The organism is Alterinioella nitratireducens, assembly GCF_013155465.1.
GTDB classification, from domain to species: domain Bacteria; phylum Pseudomonadota; class Alphaproteobacteria; order Rhodobacterales; family Rhodobacteraceae; genus Alterinioella; species Alterinioella nitratireducens.
Genome location: NZ_JABJVX010000001.1, coordinates 602,358 through 616,813 on the forward strand (window position 1 = coordinate 602,358; position 14,456 = coordinate 616,813).

14 protein-coding genes and 1 tRNA gene are annotated in these 14,456 nt (G+C 63.8%); 8 read left to right on the top strand and 7 right to left on the bottom strand.

The annotated features are described in order from the left end of the window. Positions 1-10: 10 nt before the first annotated feature. The 3 genes from HNS34_RS03075 to HNS34_RS03085 all read right to left on the bottom strand — a co-directional run bounded on the left by HNS34_RS03075 (position 11) and on the right by HNS34_RS03085 (position 1,831). Positions 11-712, bottom strand: coding sequence for a DUF3307 domain-containing protein (locus tag HNS34_RS03075; protein WP_172317806.1), 702 nt, complete (start codon positions 710-712; stop codon positions 11-13). Beyond that, positions 706-1,356, bottom strand: a complete 651-nt coding sequence (locus tag HNS34_RS03080; protein WP_172317808.1) for a hypothetical protein — start codon at positions 1,354-1,356, stop codon at positions 706-708. The genes HNS34_RS03075 and HNS34_RS03080 overlap by 7 nt, the downstream gene beginning before the upstream one ends. Positions 1,357-1,468: 112 nt before the next feature. Then, positions 1,469-1,831 carry an SUF system Fe-S cluster assembly protein gene (locus HNS34_RS03085; protein WP_172317810.1) on the bottom strand — a complete coding sequence of 121 codons (363 nt, stop codon included), beginning with the start codon at positions 1,829-1,831 and terminating at the stop codon, positions 1,469-1,471. 151 nt (positions 1,832-1,982) lie between these two features. Between HNS34_RS03085 and HNS34_RS03090 the strand changes: the two genes are divergently transcribed. Beyond that, positions 1,983-3,281 (top strand): MFS transporter, encoded by a 1,299-nt coding sequence (locus tag HNS34_RS03090; protein ID WP_172317812.1) that lies wholly within the window; start codon positions 1,983-1,985, stop codon positions 3,279-3,281. Here the strand turns inward: HNS34_RS03090 and rimK are convergent. Beyond that, positions 3,278-4,669, bottom strand: coding sequence for a 30S ribosomal protein S6--L-glutamate ligase (rimK, locus tag HNS34_RS03095; RefSeq protein WP_172317814.1), 1,392 nt, complete (start codon positions 4,667-4,669; stop codon positions 3,278-3,280). The genes HNS34_RS03090 and rimK overlap by 4 nt on opposite strands. Before the next feature lie 77 nt (positions 4,670-4,746). Between rimK and tgt the strand changes: the two genes are divergently transcribed. The 3 genes from tgt (at position 4,747) to lon (ending at position 9,741) form a co-directional block, all read left to right on the top strand. Then, positions 4,747-5,877, top strand: coding sequence for a tRNA guanosine(34) transglycosylase Tgt (gene tgt / locus HNS34_RS03100; RefSeq protein WP_172317816.1), 1,131 nt, complete (start codon positions 4,747-4,749; stop codon positions 5,875-5,877). Positions 5,878-6,002: 125 nt separating this feature from the next. Beyond that, positions 6,003-7,100, top strand: coding sequence for an alkene reductase (locus tag HNS34_RS03105; RefSeq protein ID WP_214647396.1), 1,098 nt, complete (start codon positions 6,003-6,005; stop codon positions 7,098-7,100). A 235-nt stretch (positions 7,101-7,335) separates the two neighbouring features. Next, a complete protein-coding gene (gene lon / locus HNS34_RS03110) occupies positions 7,336-9,741 on the top strand; it encodes an endopeptidase La (RefSeq protein WP_172317818.1) in 2,406 nt (801 codons plus the stop codon). 45 nt (positions 9,742-9,786) lie between these two features. On the opposite strand, the gene HNS34_RS03115 is transcribed toward lon, so the two are convergent. Then, entirely contained in the window at positions 9,787-9,990 is a 204-nt protein-coding gene (locus tag HNS34_RS03115) for a hypothetical protein (RefSeq protein ID WP_172317820.1), read from the bottom strand. Positions 9,991-10,040: 50 nt separating this feature from the next. Beyond that, positions 10,041-10,478: a tail fiber domain-containing protein gene (locus tag HNS34_RS03120; protein ID WP_172317822.1), complete on the bottom strand. Its 438-nt coding sequence runs from the start codon at positions 10,476-10,478 to the stop codon at positions 10,041-10,043. A 283-nt stretch (positions 10,479-10,761) separates the two neighbouring features. On the opposite strand from HNS34_RS03120, the gene HNS34_RS03125 reads away from it, so the two are divergent. The 4 genes from HNS34_RS03125 (at position 10,762) to HNS34_RS03140 (ending at position 13,969) form a co-directional block, all read left to right on the top strand. Then, positions 10,762-11,538, top strand: a complete 777-nt coding sequence (locus HNS34_RS03125) for a polysaccharide deacetylase family protein (RefSeq protein ID WP_172317824.1) — start codon at positions 10,762-10,764, stop codon at positions 11,536-11,538. A gap of 94 nt (positions 11,539-11,632) precedes the next feature. Next, positions 11,633-12,097, top strand: a complete 465-nt coding sequence (locus HNS34_RS03130; RefSeq protein WP_172317826.1) for an HU family DNA-binding protein — start codon at positions 11,633-11,635, stop codon at positions 12,095-12,097. 60 nt (positions 12,098-12,157) lie between these two features. Beyond that, positions 12,158-12,232: transfer RNA gene (locus tag HNS34_RS03135), tRNA-Val, on the top strand. Positions 12,233-12,322: 90 nt separating this feature from the next. Then, positions 12,323-13,969 carry a DUF6538 domain-containing protein gene (locus tag HNS34_RS03140; protein ID WP_214647397.1) on the top strand — a complete coding sequence of 549 codons (1,647 nt, stop codon included), beginning with the start codon at positions 12,323-12,325 and terminating at the stop codon, positions 13,967-13,969. A gap of 93 nt (positions 13,970-14,062) precedes the next feature. Here HNS34_RS03140 and HNS34_RS20535 read toward each other — a convergent pair. Continuing rightward, the coding region (locus HNS34_RS20535; protein ID WP_214647398.1) for a hypothetical protein at positions 14,063-14,456 on the bottom strand (394 nt) is incomplete at its 5' end.

The following is a 14,456-nucleotide window of genomic DNA, read 5'->3' on the forward strand; positions in this document are numbered from 1 at the left end:
GCGCGGTTTCTCAACCATCCGCGAGGCGCGCGATCAGCCATTGCGCGCCATAGGCCACGAGGAGGGCCCATCCGATCGAGGCCAGCGTGCCGATGATGACATATTCCGCCATCTTGCGGCTTTCATTGGCGGTGCCGACGCGCAGGAAGGACTTGGCCGCGATCAGCAGGCCGACGCCCGTGGTCTGCCCCGCCAGCACGAAAATGAAGGTCAGCCCGCGTTCCAGAAGGCCGATAAGGGCGCCGCCATCGGGCAGCCCGTCCTCCTCGTGGATCGCATCGGCATAGGGCGCCATCAGCTTGCCGACCAGGAATTGCCCCATCCGCGTGGCCAGGATCAACCCCGCCAGAAGCGCCATGGCCTGTCCCGCATCCGAGTGGATGGCGGGCCAGAGCCCGCGTGCAACCGCGAGAGGGAAGAGCAGCGCCGTGACCAGGATCGCGACCCCATGCGCGGCCTGATCGGCCAGGAAGGGGCCAAGGCTCTGGCCGCCGAGCCGGGCCTTGGCGAAGTCGATCTGCAAATGCAGAAGGGCGACCAGCAGCGCGGGCCAGAACGCGCCGCCAAGCGCTGCAAGGCTGAGGGCGAAGACGATGGCCGTATGCGCCAGAAGCGGCGGCATGTCATGCTTGTTCTCCGACATCCACCTGGATTGAAACACGAAATCGGCCAGGGCATGGGCGAGGAGGAGGGCGGCGATGGTGTCTAGCATGGAACGAGATCCCTCTGGTCTTCCCAGTATTTGACGGCTTGTCTCAGCGCTTGACCTCCCGCACCGGTCACGCGGGAGTGGGCGGCTTGCGTCGATATGCCGAGAGTCTGGCCAATGTCTTTGAGGGTCGGGTCGGTTGTGTTCAGATAGATGAACGCTGCTTCGGCCTGCTCGGGAGTCCAGCGACCGATATGGTTTTCCGCAAGGGCGATGATGGCCCGATGTAGCGGTGATACGGCTTTGCCCGCGATTGCAAAACGATCGGATGTCGCCATGGCGTCAAGGGCGTGCCCCGACGATTCGAATGCTGCGCCCGAAGCGGAGGAAAGATCGGGCCCATCTATCGGATTTGCTGCGCCGAGACCTATAGCAATGCGGGTATGGAGGAGATCTTTTGCGCCGATGAGACCGGCAAATACCGTGAGCGATGCCCTAAGGGCATATGCGGGATTGGAAAGGATGAATTGCCACCCATCCCCGCGAACGCGTGTGAACCGGGTCGGACCGTTTCCTGGCCATTTTTCCATCGCGGCGGCCGTCGCGAGAATCCGCTTGATGGCGTATTCGGTGTCTTTAGGCGGAGCCTCGGAGGAACCGATCAAATCACCGCTCAGCACGGCTACGATGGAAGTGTCGCCTGTCATATATCAAGCCATATAGCTTGATAATACAAAAATCAACCCAAAAGGCTTGAAGTTAGAAAATCAACCTAAATGGCTTGAAATTGCCAAAATTAACCCAAAAGGCTTGACCGACTCACATGAACCCGAGCTCAAGCCGCGCCTCATCGGACATCATCTCCATGCCCCAGGGCGGATCCCAGGTGATCTCGACATTCACCGTCTTGACCCCGTCGACAGGCTCCACCGCATCGGCCAGCCATCCGGGCATCTCGCCCGCCACGGGGCAGCCCGGCGCGGTCAGGGTCATCAGGATTTCGACCTCGTTTTCATCGCTGATCTCGACCGTGTAGACCAGGCCGAGATCGTAGATGTTGACCGGGATCTCGGGGTCATAGACGGTGCGGCAGGCCTCGATGATGCGATCATAAAGCGGATGCTCTGTCGAGGAGGGTTTGATCAGGGGGGCGCCTTCAAGCTGCTCTTGGCTCTGGGTCATGCGTATCGGTCCATTGATTACTTGACCAAAGATATAGGGAATATGGCGCAGGCCGTCCAGTGGGGCAGGGGGGCGCGGGCGAAATCCCCTTGTGGTGGCGTGACCCGCGCCGCTAGGGTCGGCCCCAGCAAACCACGCGAGCGCCCCCGGTATGACACGTCAGCTTCTGCCCATCTCTGCCCTTCTCCTGGGCACGGCGCTTTTGCTTTTTGCGGGCGGCATCAATGGCTTGATCCTGCCGGTGCGCGGCTCGGCCGAGGGGTTTTCCGCCTTTTCGCTTGGCCTTCTGGGCACCGGATGGGCGCTTGGCTATATCTCCGGCTGCGTCGCCACGCCGCGTCTGGTGGCGCTTGCGGGCCATATCCGCGCCTTCGGGGTGATGGCGGCCTTCGCGGCGGTGGCGATGCTGCTGTCGCTCATCTTCATCACGCCCACGGCCTGGATTCCCCTGCGCGCGCTGTCGGGGTTCTGCTTTGCAGGCGCCGCGATGATCGTCGAAAGCTGGCTGAACGAGCGCACCGAACCGGCCTCGCGCGGGAAGGTCTACGGCATCTACACGATGGTCACGCTCGGGGCCTCGACCGCCGGGCAGATGTCGCTGACGCTTGGCGACACGACCGGGTTTCTCTTCTTCGTGCTGGCCGCCATCTTCTACTGCCTGTCGCTGGTGCCGACGGCGCTCAGTTCCTCGGCCACGCCGCGCCCGCTGGTCTCGGTGCGGCTGGATTTGCGCAGCCTGTGGCGCAATTCGCCCGTCGCGGTGATGGGCGTGGCACTCATTGGCGTCTCCAACAGCGCCTTCGGCACGCTGGCCGCGGTCTATGCCGACCGGATCGGGCTGGTGCTGACCACGGTGGCGTTGTTCACCAGCCTGCCGATCCTGGCGGGGGCCGCGGCGCAGATCCCGGTGGGGTATCTCTCGGACCGGATCGACCGGCGCAAGGTGCTGGTGGGTATCGCGGTGGTCGCGGCGCTGGCCGACCTGGCCTTCATCCTCCTGACGCCGGAAAACCGCATGCTCAACCTGATCCTTGCCGCGATCCTCGGCGGGGCGATCTTCTCGATGTATCCGGTGATCGCGGCGCATGCGAATGACCACGCGCCCGAGGGCTCCTATATCCAGACCTCGGGCGGGCTGCTGGTGGTCTACGGGCTTGGCGCGATCATCGGGCCGCTTGTTGCGGGGGTCGGCATGGCACGGCTTGGCGGAACGGGTTTGTTTGCCACGACGCTGGCCGCGCATGTCGTCCTGATCGGCTTTGCCGTCTGGCGCATCTCGGTGCGCGACGCGGTGGCCGAGGAGGAGAAATCGGCCTTCCAGGTGCGTCCCACGATGGGCATTTCGACACCCGAGACCGCCTCGCTCGGCGCCAGCGAGGAGGAGGCCGTGGCCGAAGCGGATGCCGCAAGCGACCCCCATCCGGAAACGGCCTCCGAGGAGCGGCGTTAGCCCTTCCGCTTGCGCGCCGGCGTCGGGCGCACCTTCTTCTCGATCGCGTCATAGAGGTGCCCGGCGATGTTCTTGCCGGTGGCCTCCTCGATGCCCTGGAAACCGGGCGAGGAATTGACCTCCAGCACCTTGGGCCCCTCCGATCCGCGCAGTAGGTCCACGCCTGCGATGCCGAGCCCGAACACCTTGGCCGAGCGCAGCGCCGCCTCGCGTTCCTCCCTGGTGATGCGCACGGTGACCGCCGATCCGCCGCGATGCAGGTTCGACCGGAAATCGTCGCCCGCCGCGGTGCGCTTCATCGCCGCCACCACCTTGCCGCCGATCACCAGGCAGCGCACATCCTCGCCCGCCGCCTCCTTGACGAAATCCTGCACCAGGAAATTGGCCCGCAGGCCCCGAAACGCGTCGATCACCGATTGCGCGGCCTTCTTGGTCTCGGCCAGCACCACGCCCTTGCCTTGCGTCGATTCCAGCAGCTTCACGATCAGGGGCGCGGTGCCGACCAGGCCGACCAGGTTGTCGGTATCCTTGGGGCTGGCGGCGAAGGCGGTGCGCGGCATCCCGATCTTGTGGCGCGCCAGAAGCTGATGCGCGTGCAGCTTGTCGCGGCTGGCGGTGATGCCTGCGCTGCCGTTCACGCAATAGGTGCCGAGCGTCTCGAACTGGCGCAGCACGGCAGTGCCATAGGCGGTGACGCTGGCGCCGATGCGCGGGATCACGGCGTCATAGCGCGGCAGGCGCTTGCCGTCATAGTGGATCTCGGGGGCCAGCGCGTTGATCGCCATGTAGCAGCGGGTGGTGTCGATCACCTCGATGGTGTGGCCGCGTTCCTCGCCCTCGCTGACCAGGCGGCGGGTGGAGTAGTTGTTCTCGCGGCTCAACACCGCGATGCGCAGCGCCCGGTTGGGGGCGGCGGCCTTGACCGCGGCGCTGTGATAAACGTCGTAATCCAGTTCCGGCTGGCAGAAGCTCTCGGCGGGCGTGATCACCCAATCGGGCTGGATCGCCTGGCGGCCCAAAAGCATCCGGTAGGCCATGGTGGTGCGGTCGGTCAGCGTGACCTCGACCTTTTCGCGGCTGGTCCCGATGGCGAGGTCGGTCTCGATGACAAAACGCTGTTCGGTCTCGCCATTCGACGATGTCACCTCGCGCCGGTCCTTGACCGGGGCGGAGCAGGCGATGGTGATGTCGGTGCGCCCCGGCACGGGGTGAACGGCAAAGCGGACGCGCGGTTTGGAGGCCGGACCGAAGGTCTCGATATCGAAGGCATGCAGCGCCGAGGTCTTGGCCCCGGTATCGACCTTGGCCTTGAGCGCGGGCAGCCCAAGCCCCGGCAACCCCACCCATTCCTCCCACCCCAGGCGCAAGCTGTCGGTTTGATCATCCATCCAGAGGGTCCCTCTCTTTTCATCGCGGCAGAATCGCCTATGAACGGGGCCGACCCTAACAGGACACGGCCCCGGATATGACAGCCCCCTTTTCGTTTTCCCTCAACGCCACCTCCGGCCGCGCCCGCGCCGGGGTGATCCGCACGCCGCGGGGCGATATCCGCACGCCCGCCTTCATGCCGGTGGGCACGGCGGCGACGGTGAAGGCGATGCTGCCCGAAAGCGTGGCGGCGACCGGGGCCGATATCCTGCTTGGCAACACCTATCACCTGATGCTGCGCCCGACGGCGGAACGGATCGACCGGTTGGGCGGCCTGCACCGCTTCATGAACTGGCAGGGCCCCATCCTGACCGATAGCGGCGGGTTCCAGGTGATGAGCCTCGCGGAATTGCGCAAGCTGACCGAGGACGGCGTGCAGTTCCGCTCGCATATCGACGGCTCGAAACACATGCTCAGCCCCGAACGCTCGATGGAGATCCAGCGGCTTCTGGGCTCGGATATCGTGATGTGTTTCGACGAATGCCCGGCACTGCCCGCCGACCGCACCCGGATCGCGGAGAGCATGGAATTGTCGATGCGATGGGCCAGGCGCAGCCGTGAGGCGTTTGGCGACCGGCCCGGTCACGCCCTTTTTGGTATCCAGCAAGGCGGGCTGGAACGTGATCTGCGCGGGCAAAGCGCCGAGGCGCTGCGCGAAATCGGGTTCGAGGGCTACGCGGTCGGCGGCCTCGCCGTGGGCGAAGGGCAGGCGGCGATGTTCGACTGCCTTGACTACGCGCCCGACATGCTTCCGCAAGACAAGCCGCGCTACCTGATGGGGGTGGGCAAGCCCGACGATATCGTCGGCGCCGTCAAGCGCGGCATCGACATGATGGATTGCGTGCTGCCCTCGCGCTCGGGCCGCACCGGGCAGGTCTGGACCCGCCGGGGGCAACTCAACATCAAGAACGCCCGCCACGCCGACGACCCGCGCCCGCTGGATGAAGCCTGCACATGCCCCGCCTGCACGGGCTATTCCCGCGCCTATCTGCACCATGTGTTCCGCAGCCAGGAGATCATCTCCTCGATGCTGCTGACCTGGCACAACCTGCATTATTATCAGGAGCTCATGGCCGAGATGCGGGCGGCGATTGCGGCGGATGACTTCGCGGGGTTCGAGACGCGGTTTCATCGGGACCGCGCCGGGGGGGATGTCGAGCCTCTCTGAGGGTCAACACCCGCACCCTGTGCATCTGCGCAGGACTGGCCGCGCGCGCCCCTGTCATTGAGGCGGCCCCGCCCCGCGCCTAGGTGAGTGTGAGAGACGAGACCCCACACCAAGGAGACACCATCATGACCGAGGCGCTGTTCAGCCCCTTCACCGCGGGCGATCTGGACCTGTCCAATCGCATCGTCATGGCCCCGCTGACCCGGAACCGGGCCGATAACGACACCGGCGAGGTCGGGCAGATTCATGTCGATTACTACAGCCAGCGCGCGGGCGCGGGCCTGATCGTGACCGAGGCGACGCAGATCTCGCCCGAGGGCAAGGGCTATTTCCAGACCCCCGGAATTCATAGCGACGCGCAGGTCGCGGCCTGGCGCAAGGTGACGGATGCGGTGCATGAGGCAGGCGGCAAGATCGTCGTGCAGCTTTGGCATGTGGGCCGGATCAGCCATGTCTCGTTGCAACCGGGCGGGCAATCCCCCGTCGCGCCCTCGGCCATTGCCGCCGGGGTCCAGACCTTCACGCAAGACGGGTTCGAGGAGACCTCGACCCCCCGCGCGCTGGCGCTGGACGAGATGTCGCGCATCGTCGCCGATTATCGCCACGCCGCCGAACAGGCGCAAAAGGCCGGGTTCGACGGGGTCGAGCTGCATGTCGCGAACGGCTACCTGCTGGACCAGTTCCTGAAGGACGGGGCGAACACGCGCGAGGATGCCTATGGCGGCTCGGTCGAGAACCGGGCGCGGCTGCTGTTCGAGGTGCTCGACGCGATCACCGAGGTCTGGGGCGGGGGCCGTGTCGGCCTGCGCCTGTCGCCGTTCTCGCCCGCCAATGGCATTTCGGACAGCAATCCGATGGCGTTGTTTGCCCATGTCGTGCCGGGGCTGAACCGCTATGGCCTGGCCTATCTGCACATGATCGAAGGCGCGACCGGCGGCAGCCGCGAATTGGAGGAGGGGCAGAGCATCGGCGCGCTGCGCGTCCTGTTCGACGGCCCCTACATGGCCAATAACGGCTATGACCGCGACATGGCGCTGCGTGCGACGGCCACGGGCGAGGCCGACCTTGTGGCCTTCGGGCGGCCCTTCATCGCCAATCCCGACCTGGTCGAACGCCTGCGCCGCGACGCCCCCCTGAACGAGGGCGACCGCGACACCTATTACGGCGGCGGGCGCGAGGGCTTCACCGATTATCCGACGCTGGACCACAGTGCGGCCGCCTGAAGGCCAGGGTCGGGCGCGCGCCTGCGGCCATGGCGCGCGCCCCCATCATTCATCAAGAGGACAGATCGCGCCTTGCCCCGCGCGGCGGCGAAGTGCAGACTGGGGCCAACAAGAAAAGCAGTTGAAACACAGGTGCCGCGACCCCAGATTTAGGTATCCTGAACAGGAGAGGGCCAACAGATTGCCGGAATCAATCGGGATCGGTGCCCTCTTGCCAAGAACAAGGAAGGCTTGAATGCCAGAGCATACCCTTACGTACCCTGTCCTGCCGCTGCGCGATGTCGTGGTGTTTCCGCATATGATCGTGCCGCTCTTCGTGGGGCGCGAGAAATCGGTCCGCGCATTGGAAGAGGTGATGCAGGATGACCGCCAGATCCTGCTGTCCAGCCAGGTCGACCCAAGCGTCGATGACCCGGACGCGGATGGCATCTACCGCACCGGCGTGCTGGCCAATGTGCTGCAATTGCTGAAACTGCCCGATGGCACCGTCAAGGTGCTGGTCGAGGGCCGTGCCCGCGTGCGGATCACCGGTTTCGTCGACAATGTCGATTTCTTCGAGGCCAGCGCCGAGGATCTGGACGAGATCCCCGGCGATCCACAGGCGATCCAGGCGCTGCTCGGCACCGTCGCCGATGAGTTCGAGCGCTATTCCAAGATCAAGAAGAACATCCCCGAAGAGGCGCTGACCTCGGTGGCCGAAAGCACCGAAGCCGCCAAGCTGGCCGACCTCGTCTCCGGTCACCTCGGGATTGAAGTGGATCAGAAGCAGGATCTTCTGGAAACCCTGAACGTCGCCGAACGGCTGGAGAAGGTCTATGGCCTGATGCAGGGCGAGTTGAGCGTCATGAAGGTCGAGAAGAAGATCAAGACCCGCGTCAAATCCCAGATGGAGCGCACGCAGCGCGAATACTACCTGAATGAGCAGATGAAGGCCATTCAGAAGGAACTGGGCGATGGTGAGGATGGTGCCGGCGAAGTGGCCGAGCTTGAGGCGCGCATTGCCGAGACCAAGCTCAGCAAGGAGGCCCGCGAAAAGGCCGATGCCGAGCTGAAGAAGCTCAAGTCGATGTCACCGATGTCGGCGGAAGCCACTGTCGTGCGCAATTACCTCGACTGGATGCTGTCGATCCCGTGGGGCACCAAGTCCCGCGTCAAGAAAGACCTCGGTCGCGCTGAGAAGGTGCTGGATGACGATCACTACGGGCTGGAAAAGGTCAAGGAACGCATCGTCGAATACCTCGCCGTGCAGCGCCGCAGCGCCAAACTGAAAGGCCCGATCCTGTGCCTTGTCGGCCCTCCCGGCGTGGGCAAGACCTCGCTCGGCCAATCGGTCGCCAAGGCGACGGGGCGTGAATTCATCCGCATTTCGCTTGGCGGCGTGCGCGACGAGTCCGAGATCCGTGGCCACCGGCGGACCTATATCGGCTCGATGCCCGGCAAGATCATCCAGGCCCTGAAGAAGGCCAAGACGACCAACCCGCTGATCTTGCTCGATGAGATCGACAAGATGGGCCAGGATTTCCGTGGCGATCCCGCATCCGCCATGCTGGAGGTGCTGGACCCGGAACAGAACGGAACCTTCGTGGATCACTATTTGGAGGTGGAATATGACCTCTCCAACGTGATGTTCCTGACCACGGCGAACTCCTACAACATGCCGGGGCCGCTTCTGGACCGGATGGAGATCATTCCGCTGGCAGGCTACACCGAGGATGAAAAGCGCGAGATCGCCAAGCAGCATCTCATCGACAAGCAGGTCAAGAACCACGGGCTCAAGAAGTCCGAGTTCTCGATCTCCGATGCCGCGCTGACCGAGATGATCCGCACCTATACCCGCGAGGCGGGGGTGCGGAACCTGGAGCGGGAGATCGCCAAGCTGGCGCGCAAATCCGTCACCAAGATCGTCAAGAAGGAAGTCGACAAGGTCGAGATCACGCCGGACAATCTTGAGGACATGCTCGGCGTCAAGCGGTTCAAATACGGTCTCGCCGAGAAAGACGACCAGATCGGTGTCGTGACTGGCCTGGCCTGGACCTCGGTCGGCGGTGACCTTCTGTCCATCGAGGCGCTGCGCCTGCCGGGCAAGGGCCGGATGAAGACCACGGGCAAACTGGGCGACGTGATGAAGGAAAGCATCGACGCGGCCTCGAGCTTCGTGCGGTCCATCTCTCCGCAGATCGGGGTCAAGCCGCCCAGGTTCGACAAGCTGGATATCCACGTCCACGTGCCCGAGGGCGCGACGCCCAAGGACGGGCCGTCTGCCGGTGTGGCGATGGTCACCTCGATCGTGTCGGTGCTGACCCAGATCCCGGTGCGCAAGGATATCGCGATGACCGGCGAGGTGACGCTGCGCGGCAACGTGCTGCCGATCGGCGGCTTGAAGGAGAAGCTGCTGGCCGCCCTGCGCGGTGGCGTCAAGACGGTGCTGATCCCGGCGGATAACGAAAAGGATCTGCCCGAGATCCCCGATAACGTGAAGTCGGGACTGGAGATCATCCCGGTCTCGAACGTGCGCGAAGTGCTGAAACACGCCCTGATCCGCGCGCCCGAGCCCATCGACTGGGACGAGGAAGCCGAGGAAGCCGCCGCCGCCGCGCGGCTGGAGGCCTCGGGCGGATCAGCCGGAGCCACCGCCCACTGACAGAAAGACGAACCGCCGCATGACCGACATCATGCGGCGGTTTTTTCAATCCGCGGCGGCCGCCGCGACGAGAAGCAGGAAAATGATCGGCAAGATGATGCCGCCTGCGCTGCTGGTGGTGTCGCGGACGACCGTCCCTTGTGGCGTGACATAGGTGTCGCCATCCTCATCCCCGCCTTCATCTCCGGCCAGGGCCGGGGTTGCCGTCAGAGCGATGCAGGTCAGGCCCGCCGCCAGAAGAGTTTTCATGATATCCTCCTTCATATTGGCTCCGGGGCCAGGGAACGCCGCCCCAATCGTCACTCAACGCGTGTCATCTCCAATCCCAACATGTCGTAATTCACCATCAGGTAACCGCTGGGATGCCGGATCACGGCCTCGGGCCGGTAGGATAGCACATCCTGCGCCATCACGCCCTGATAGCTGCCCGCCATCCCGATATAGCTGAACTGGTAGACCGGCAGGCCATTGGGCGCGGTGCCGATACGGGCGATATCGGTCTTGAGCCGTTCGTCGCTGGCGACCGCGCCGCCATAGCCCGAGCCGCCGCCGCTGGCCGCCCCCATGACCAGCACCACGAACAGGATCGGCACCAGCAGGTGACGCTCATCGGGTGCCGTCGAGGTCGCATCCTGGGTCACGATCTCGACCGATGTGGCCGGTGCGGTCTGCGCGGCGAGGCTGGTGGCCCCGGCAAAAGACAGGGCCGTCGTTGCGGCCAGAACGGTTTTCAACATTGTGTTTCCCCCTTCGGGACACTGGCAGCGCGCCCCGCTTCAATCAGAACCCAAATCTTCAGCAAACCGGTTTCAAAAGCAAGGAATACAGGCATTTGGACGCAGTTGACCTTGGAACCGCCTGATATTCCCGATGAAATCACGCCAGTCGGGCCGCGTTCATTATGTCACAGTTTAATCCGGCGGCGATTCGCCAATGCTTGATTCGCAAGGGAATTTCGGCTTGGCTTTCCCGGCTGCACAAGAAATCTGCCAATAATTGACGTAGCTGGGGAATTTGAGAATGCTTACACGCCGTACCCTTCTGGGTGGCGCGGCCAGTTTTATGGCCATGCCTGCCCTTGTCGGACGGGCCCGCGCACAGGCGCGGCTCGACCATGTCTTGCCCGCCGGGATTACCCGCGGCGGGGCCACCACCATCACCCAGGTGCCGACGACACAGCCCGTTGTCGCGATGACCTTCGACGATGGTCCGCATCAAAGCCTGACGCCGCAATTGCTCGATATTCTCGCGGCCCGCGGCATCCGGGCGACCTTCTACGTGGTGGGGCGGCGCGTCTCGATGTATCCGCAACTGACCGCGCGTATCGCCAGTGAGGGGCATGAGATCGGCAATCACAGCTATTCCCATCCGCGCCTGATCAACCTCGGCAATGCCGGGCTGATGCATGAACTGGACCGCACCGCGCAGGCCATCCACCAGGTTGTGGGCCGCCCGCCGGTGACGATGCGCCCGCCCTACGGGTTGCTGTCCGAACGTCAGCGCCGCCTGATCAACGAGACGCGCGGGCTGCCCACGATCTTGTGGTCGGTCGATCCGCAGGACTGGCGCCGTCCGGGCAGTTCGGTCGTTGCCAACCGCATCGTCGGCGGCACAAGGCCCGGCGCGGTGATCCTGGCGCATGACATCATCGGATCCACCGTGCGCGCCATGCCCGCCGCGCTGGATGCGCTGATCGCGCGCGGCTACCGGTTCGTCACCGTCTCGGAACTGGTCGGCTGGCCGCATTGGAACCAGCGCAATATCAGCCTGCAACTGGCCCAGGTCCAACCGACCTGAGGGGCGGAAACTCGGTGGAATCTCTGGCGTGACAGGGCGAGTGGCGTTAAGCTTGTCCTCAATTCGGCAACAATACACGGGCAGGGACCACGGCATGGCCACGACAGCGAAATCCACCAAGACCACGACGCGGCGCAAATCGACCCCGGCGGGCAAGACCAAATCCGCGGCCCGCAAATCGGCCGCCGACAAGCCCGATCCGACGGCCCCGACCGAATTGACCGGCGTCACCGCCGCCCCCGAGGCGGACCTGTCCGAGGCGGAGGCGCCCAAGCCCAAGGTCGCGCCCGCCGGCATGTTCAAGATGCAAGAACTGATGGCCGCGCTTGAAGGCAAGTCCGAGCTCAAGCGCGCCGAGTTGCGCCAGACCGCGGGCCTCGTGCTGGAGGCGCTCGGCACCGCCCTGCATGAAGGCCACGACGTCGCGCTGCCGGGCCTGGGCAAGATCACCGCCAAGCGGCGCGAGGCCAAACCCAATGGCGACCAGATCGTGGCCCGGATCAAGCTGAACGCGACCGCCCCCGGCCCGATCCGCACGCCGGGTGTCGACGACGAGTAATTTTGCACCCTCCCCCTCTTGCAGCGCGGCGGAACCGGCGGTAAAAGCCGGTCCCACGGCGGGTGATTAGCTCAGTGGTAGAGCGCTTCGTTCACATCGAAGATGTCAGGAGTTCAAATCTCTTATCACCCACCATTCTAACCCATTGAAATCAAAGAAATCCCTTGCATTACAGGGGCTTTGGCCGTTCTTAGGTTACAGTTTTGGTTACAATCAGGGCTTCCCATGGCTGGCAAGATCAGGCACCTCATCAACCGTTCCGGCAGATACCACGCGCGCCTTGTGGTCCCGAAAGACCTACGGGGAATCGTCGGAAAGACCGAGCTGCGCACGGCGCTAGGTGCCGACTACCGGCAAGCACTCAAGCTGCTACCTGGTGCCGTGGCGCAATTGCAGCACCAGATCGCGCAGGCAGAGCGTCAGGCGGGGCAGGGGCGTCCGCAGGCAGGACCGGCGCGCTACCCCCTCGCACCGGATCAGATTGCGCTCAGCCATTACATGCAGCGGCTGGCATTCGACGACGAGCTGCGCAACGATCCTCGATATGCCAGCATCCTTGTGGACGACATGCTGGTAGTCCGCCTGCGCGAGGCGATAGCAGGCCGCGCCAGGAACGACGAGCTGGCCGAACTGGTAGGTGATCAACTCGAGCGGTTCCGGGCGGCTGGCAACATCGACGCAGCACCCGGTTCGCATGAATGGCGCGTGATCGCGCGCGCCCTGTGCATCGCAGAGCTAGAGGCGCTAGGGCGCGTCATGGAGCGCGACGAGGGCGATTTTACCGGCACTCCTGCGGACCCGATCATCAAGAACGCCGCACTACCCGACGAGGCGGCTAAGCCGGTCAGCCTCACCGGCCTGTGGCAGGACTACGTTCACAGCCGCAAGCAGGCTGGATTCATGAAGGATGGTGGCAAGCGTCTATCCCCGGTGATCGAAAGCCTGCGCAAGTCTCTCAAGCACAACGACGCTAGCCGGATCACCAAGCAAGACCTGCTGGCATGGCGTGACGACCTGCTGAAGAGGCTCTCCGCGACGACCGTAAGCACAATCTACCTTTCGACAATCCGGTCGGTGCTCACCTGGGCCGTCAATAACGAACGGCTGCAAGAGAATGTCGCGGCGGGTGTCCGACAGAGTAAGCCGCGCAAGGTATATGCCCGTGAGCGCGGCTACACCGATGCCGAGGCGGTGAAGCTGTTGAAGGCCTCACGCGCTTACGAGCCGCACGAGGATGAGAATGGATACATCCGCGAAAAGCCGCACCTGGTAGCGGCAAAGCGATGGGTGCCGATCATCTGCGCCTTTACTGGCGCGCGCGTGACCGAGATCACACAACTGCGCAAAGAGGATATCCGGCAAACAGAAGGTCAATGGTCAATTCGGATTACGCCGGATGCCGGTTCCGTAAAAACGGGCCAGTATCGAGACGTGCCCCTTCATCGCCAGATCATCGCTGAGGGTTTCGGGGAATTCGTCAAGATCGCCGCAGATGGGCCTTTGTTCCACGGCGGCACCGATCCGACTACCTACGCCAGGAAGGCATTGCGCATTTCCAATCAGCTATCAGAGTGGCTGCGTAAGGTGGAGCTGACCCCCGAGGGTGTCCAGCCGAACCATGCGTGGCGGCACCGGCTCAAGACGACATGCCGTGAACTGGCAATCTCTGACCGCGTCGTCGATGCCATACAGGGCCACGCTGGCCGAACTGCAGCGGATCACTATGGCGACGTCACTCTGAAGACCAAGGCCGACGCCATAGCAAGACTGCCGGAGTATCCGATTAGACTTGCGGAAGTGTCACCAGAGGCTTCAGGAGGCCCGCTGAGTTCGTGTAGTGCTGCTGAACGCTCCTTGCCTATCCCCGAGTAACTCGGGGCCTCAGCGCCGTTCTGACTACCGGCACACAGCGGTCATCGACGATGCTGGATGCGTTGATCCCTGGCTGTCCGTAACGATTGCGCATTATTTTGACAGGAAACGCCGGATCTGGTTCGTAAGTCTCCCAAGAGCAGAAACCCATTTCCAGATGGGCGTCGCCATTCGCGCGCCACTCCAGGACGCTTCGTCTTGAGTGGTTATCGAAGAAGCGTCGATTGCTGGATCCACCTCGGCGATATCCGTCTCTGGATCTGGCACCGTTCCCACGGAAGACGCATCCGGTAGCTCCCTTTCGGGTCGCTGCGGACGAGCGCCTGGAATTGGCGACGATAATGGCTTCTCCCAGCTGCCTTCGCTGCTCAGAAAATCATTTGCGGGGTCGTGTTCGTCCATCTCCTTTTCGATAGTGTCCCGGGAAATGGTGTAACTTTGCTCTTCGGCCTTGGCTCGGCCGCAGTTACAGGGCGGCGATTGTCGC

What these genes read in the sequence shown, in the direction of transcription:
- HNS34_RS03075 (WP_172317806.1), bottom strand. Translation starts at nt 712, where the DNA reads ATGCTAGACACCATCGCCGCCCTCCTCCTCGCCCATGCCCTGGCCGAT.
- HNS34_RS03080 (WP_172317808.1), bottom strand. Translation starts at nt 1,356, where the DNA reads ATGACAGGCGACACTTCCATCGTAGCCGTGCTGAGCGGTGATTTGATC.
- HNS34_RS03085 (WP_172317810.1), bottom strand. Translation starts at nt 1,831, where the DNA reads ATGACCCAGAGCCAAGAGCAGCTTGAAGGCGCCCCCCTGATCAAACCC.
- HNS34_RS03090 (WP_172317812.1), top strand. Translation starts at nt 1,983, where the DNA reads ATGACACGTCAGCTTCTGCCCATCTCTGCCCTTCTCCTGGGCACGGCG.
- rimK (WP_172317814.1), bottom strand. Translation starts at nt 4,669, where the DNA reads ATGGATGATCAAACCGACAGCTTGCGCCTGGGGTGGGAGGAATGGGTG.
- tgt (WP_172317816.1), top strand. Translation starts at nt 4,747, where the DNA reads ATGACAGCCCCCTTTTCGTTTTCCCTCAACGCCACCTCCGGCCGCGCC.
- HNS34_RS03105 (WP_214647396.1), top strand. Translation starts at nt 6,003, where the DNA reads ATGACCGAGGCGCTGTTCAGCCCCTTCACCGCGGGCGATCTGGACCTG.
- lon (WP_172317818.1), top strand. Translation starts at nt 7,336, where the DNA reads ATGCCAGAGCATACCCTTACGTACCCTGTCCTGCCGCTGCGCGATGTC.
- HNS34_RS03115 (WP_172317820.1), bottom strand. Translation starts at nt 9,990, where the DNA reads ATGAAAACTCTTCTGGCGGCGGGCCTGACCTGCATCGCTCTGACGGCA.
- HNS34_RS03120 (WP_172317822.1), bottom strand. Translation starts at nt 10,478, where the DNA reads ATGTTGAAAACCGTTCTGGCCGCAACGACGGCCCTGTCTTTTGCCGGG.
- HNS34_RS03125 (WP_172317824.1), top strand. Translation starts at nt 10,762, where the DNA reads ATGCTTACACGCCGTACCCTTCTGGGTGGCGCGGCCAGTTTTATGGCC.
- HNS34_RS03130 (WP_172317826.1), top strand. Translation starts at nt 11,633, where the DNA reads ATGGCCACGACAGCGAAATCCACCAAGACCACGACGCGGCGCAAATCG.
- HNS34_RS03140 (WP_214647397.1), top strand. Translation starts at nt 12,323, where the DNA reads ATGGCTGGCAAGATCAGGCACCTCATCAACCGTTCCGGCAGATACCAC.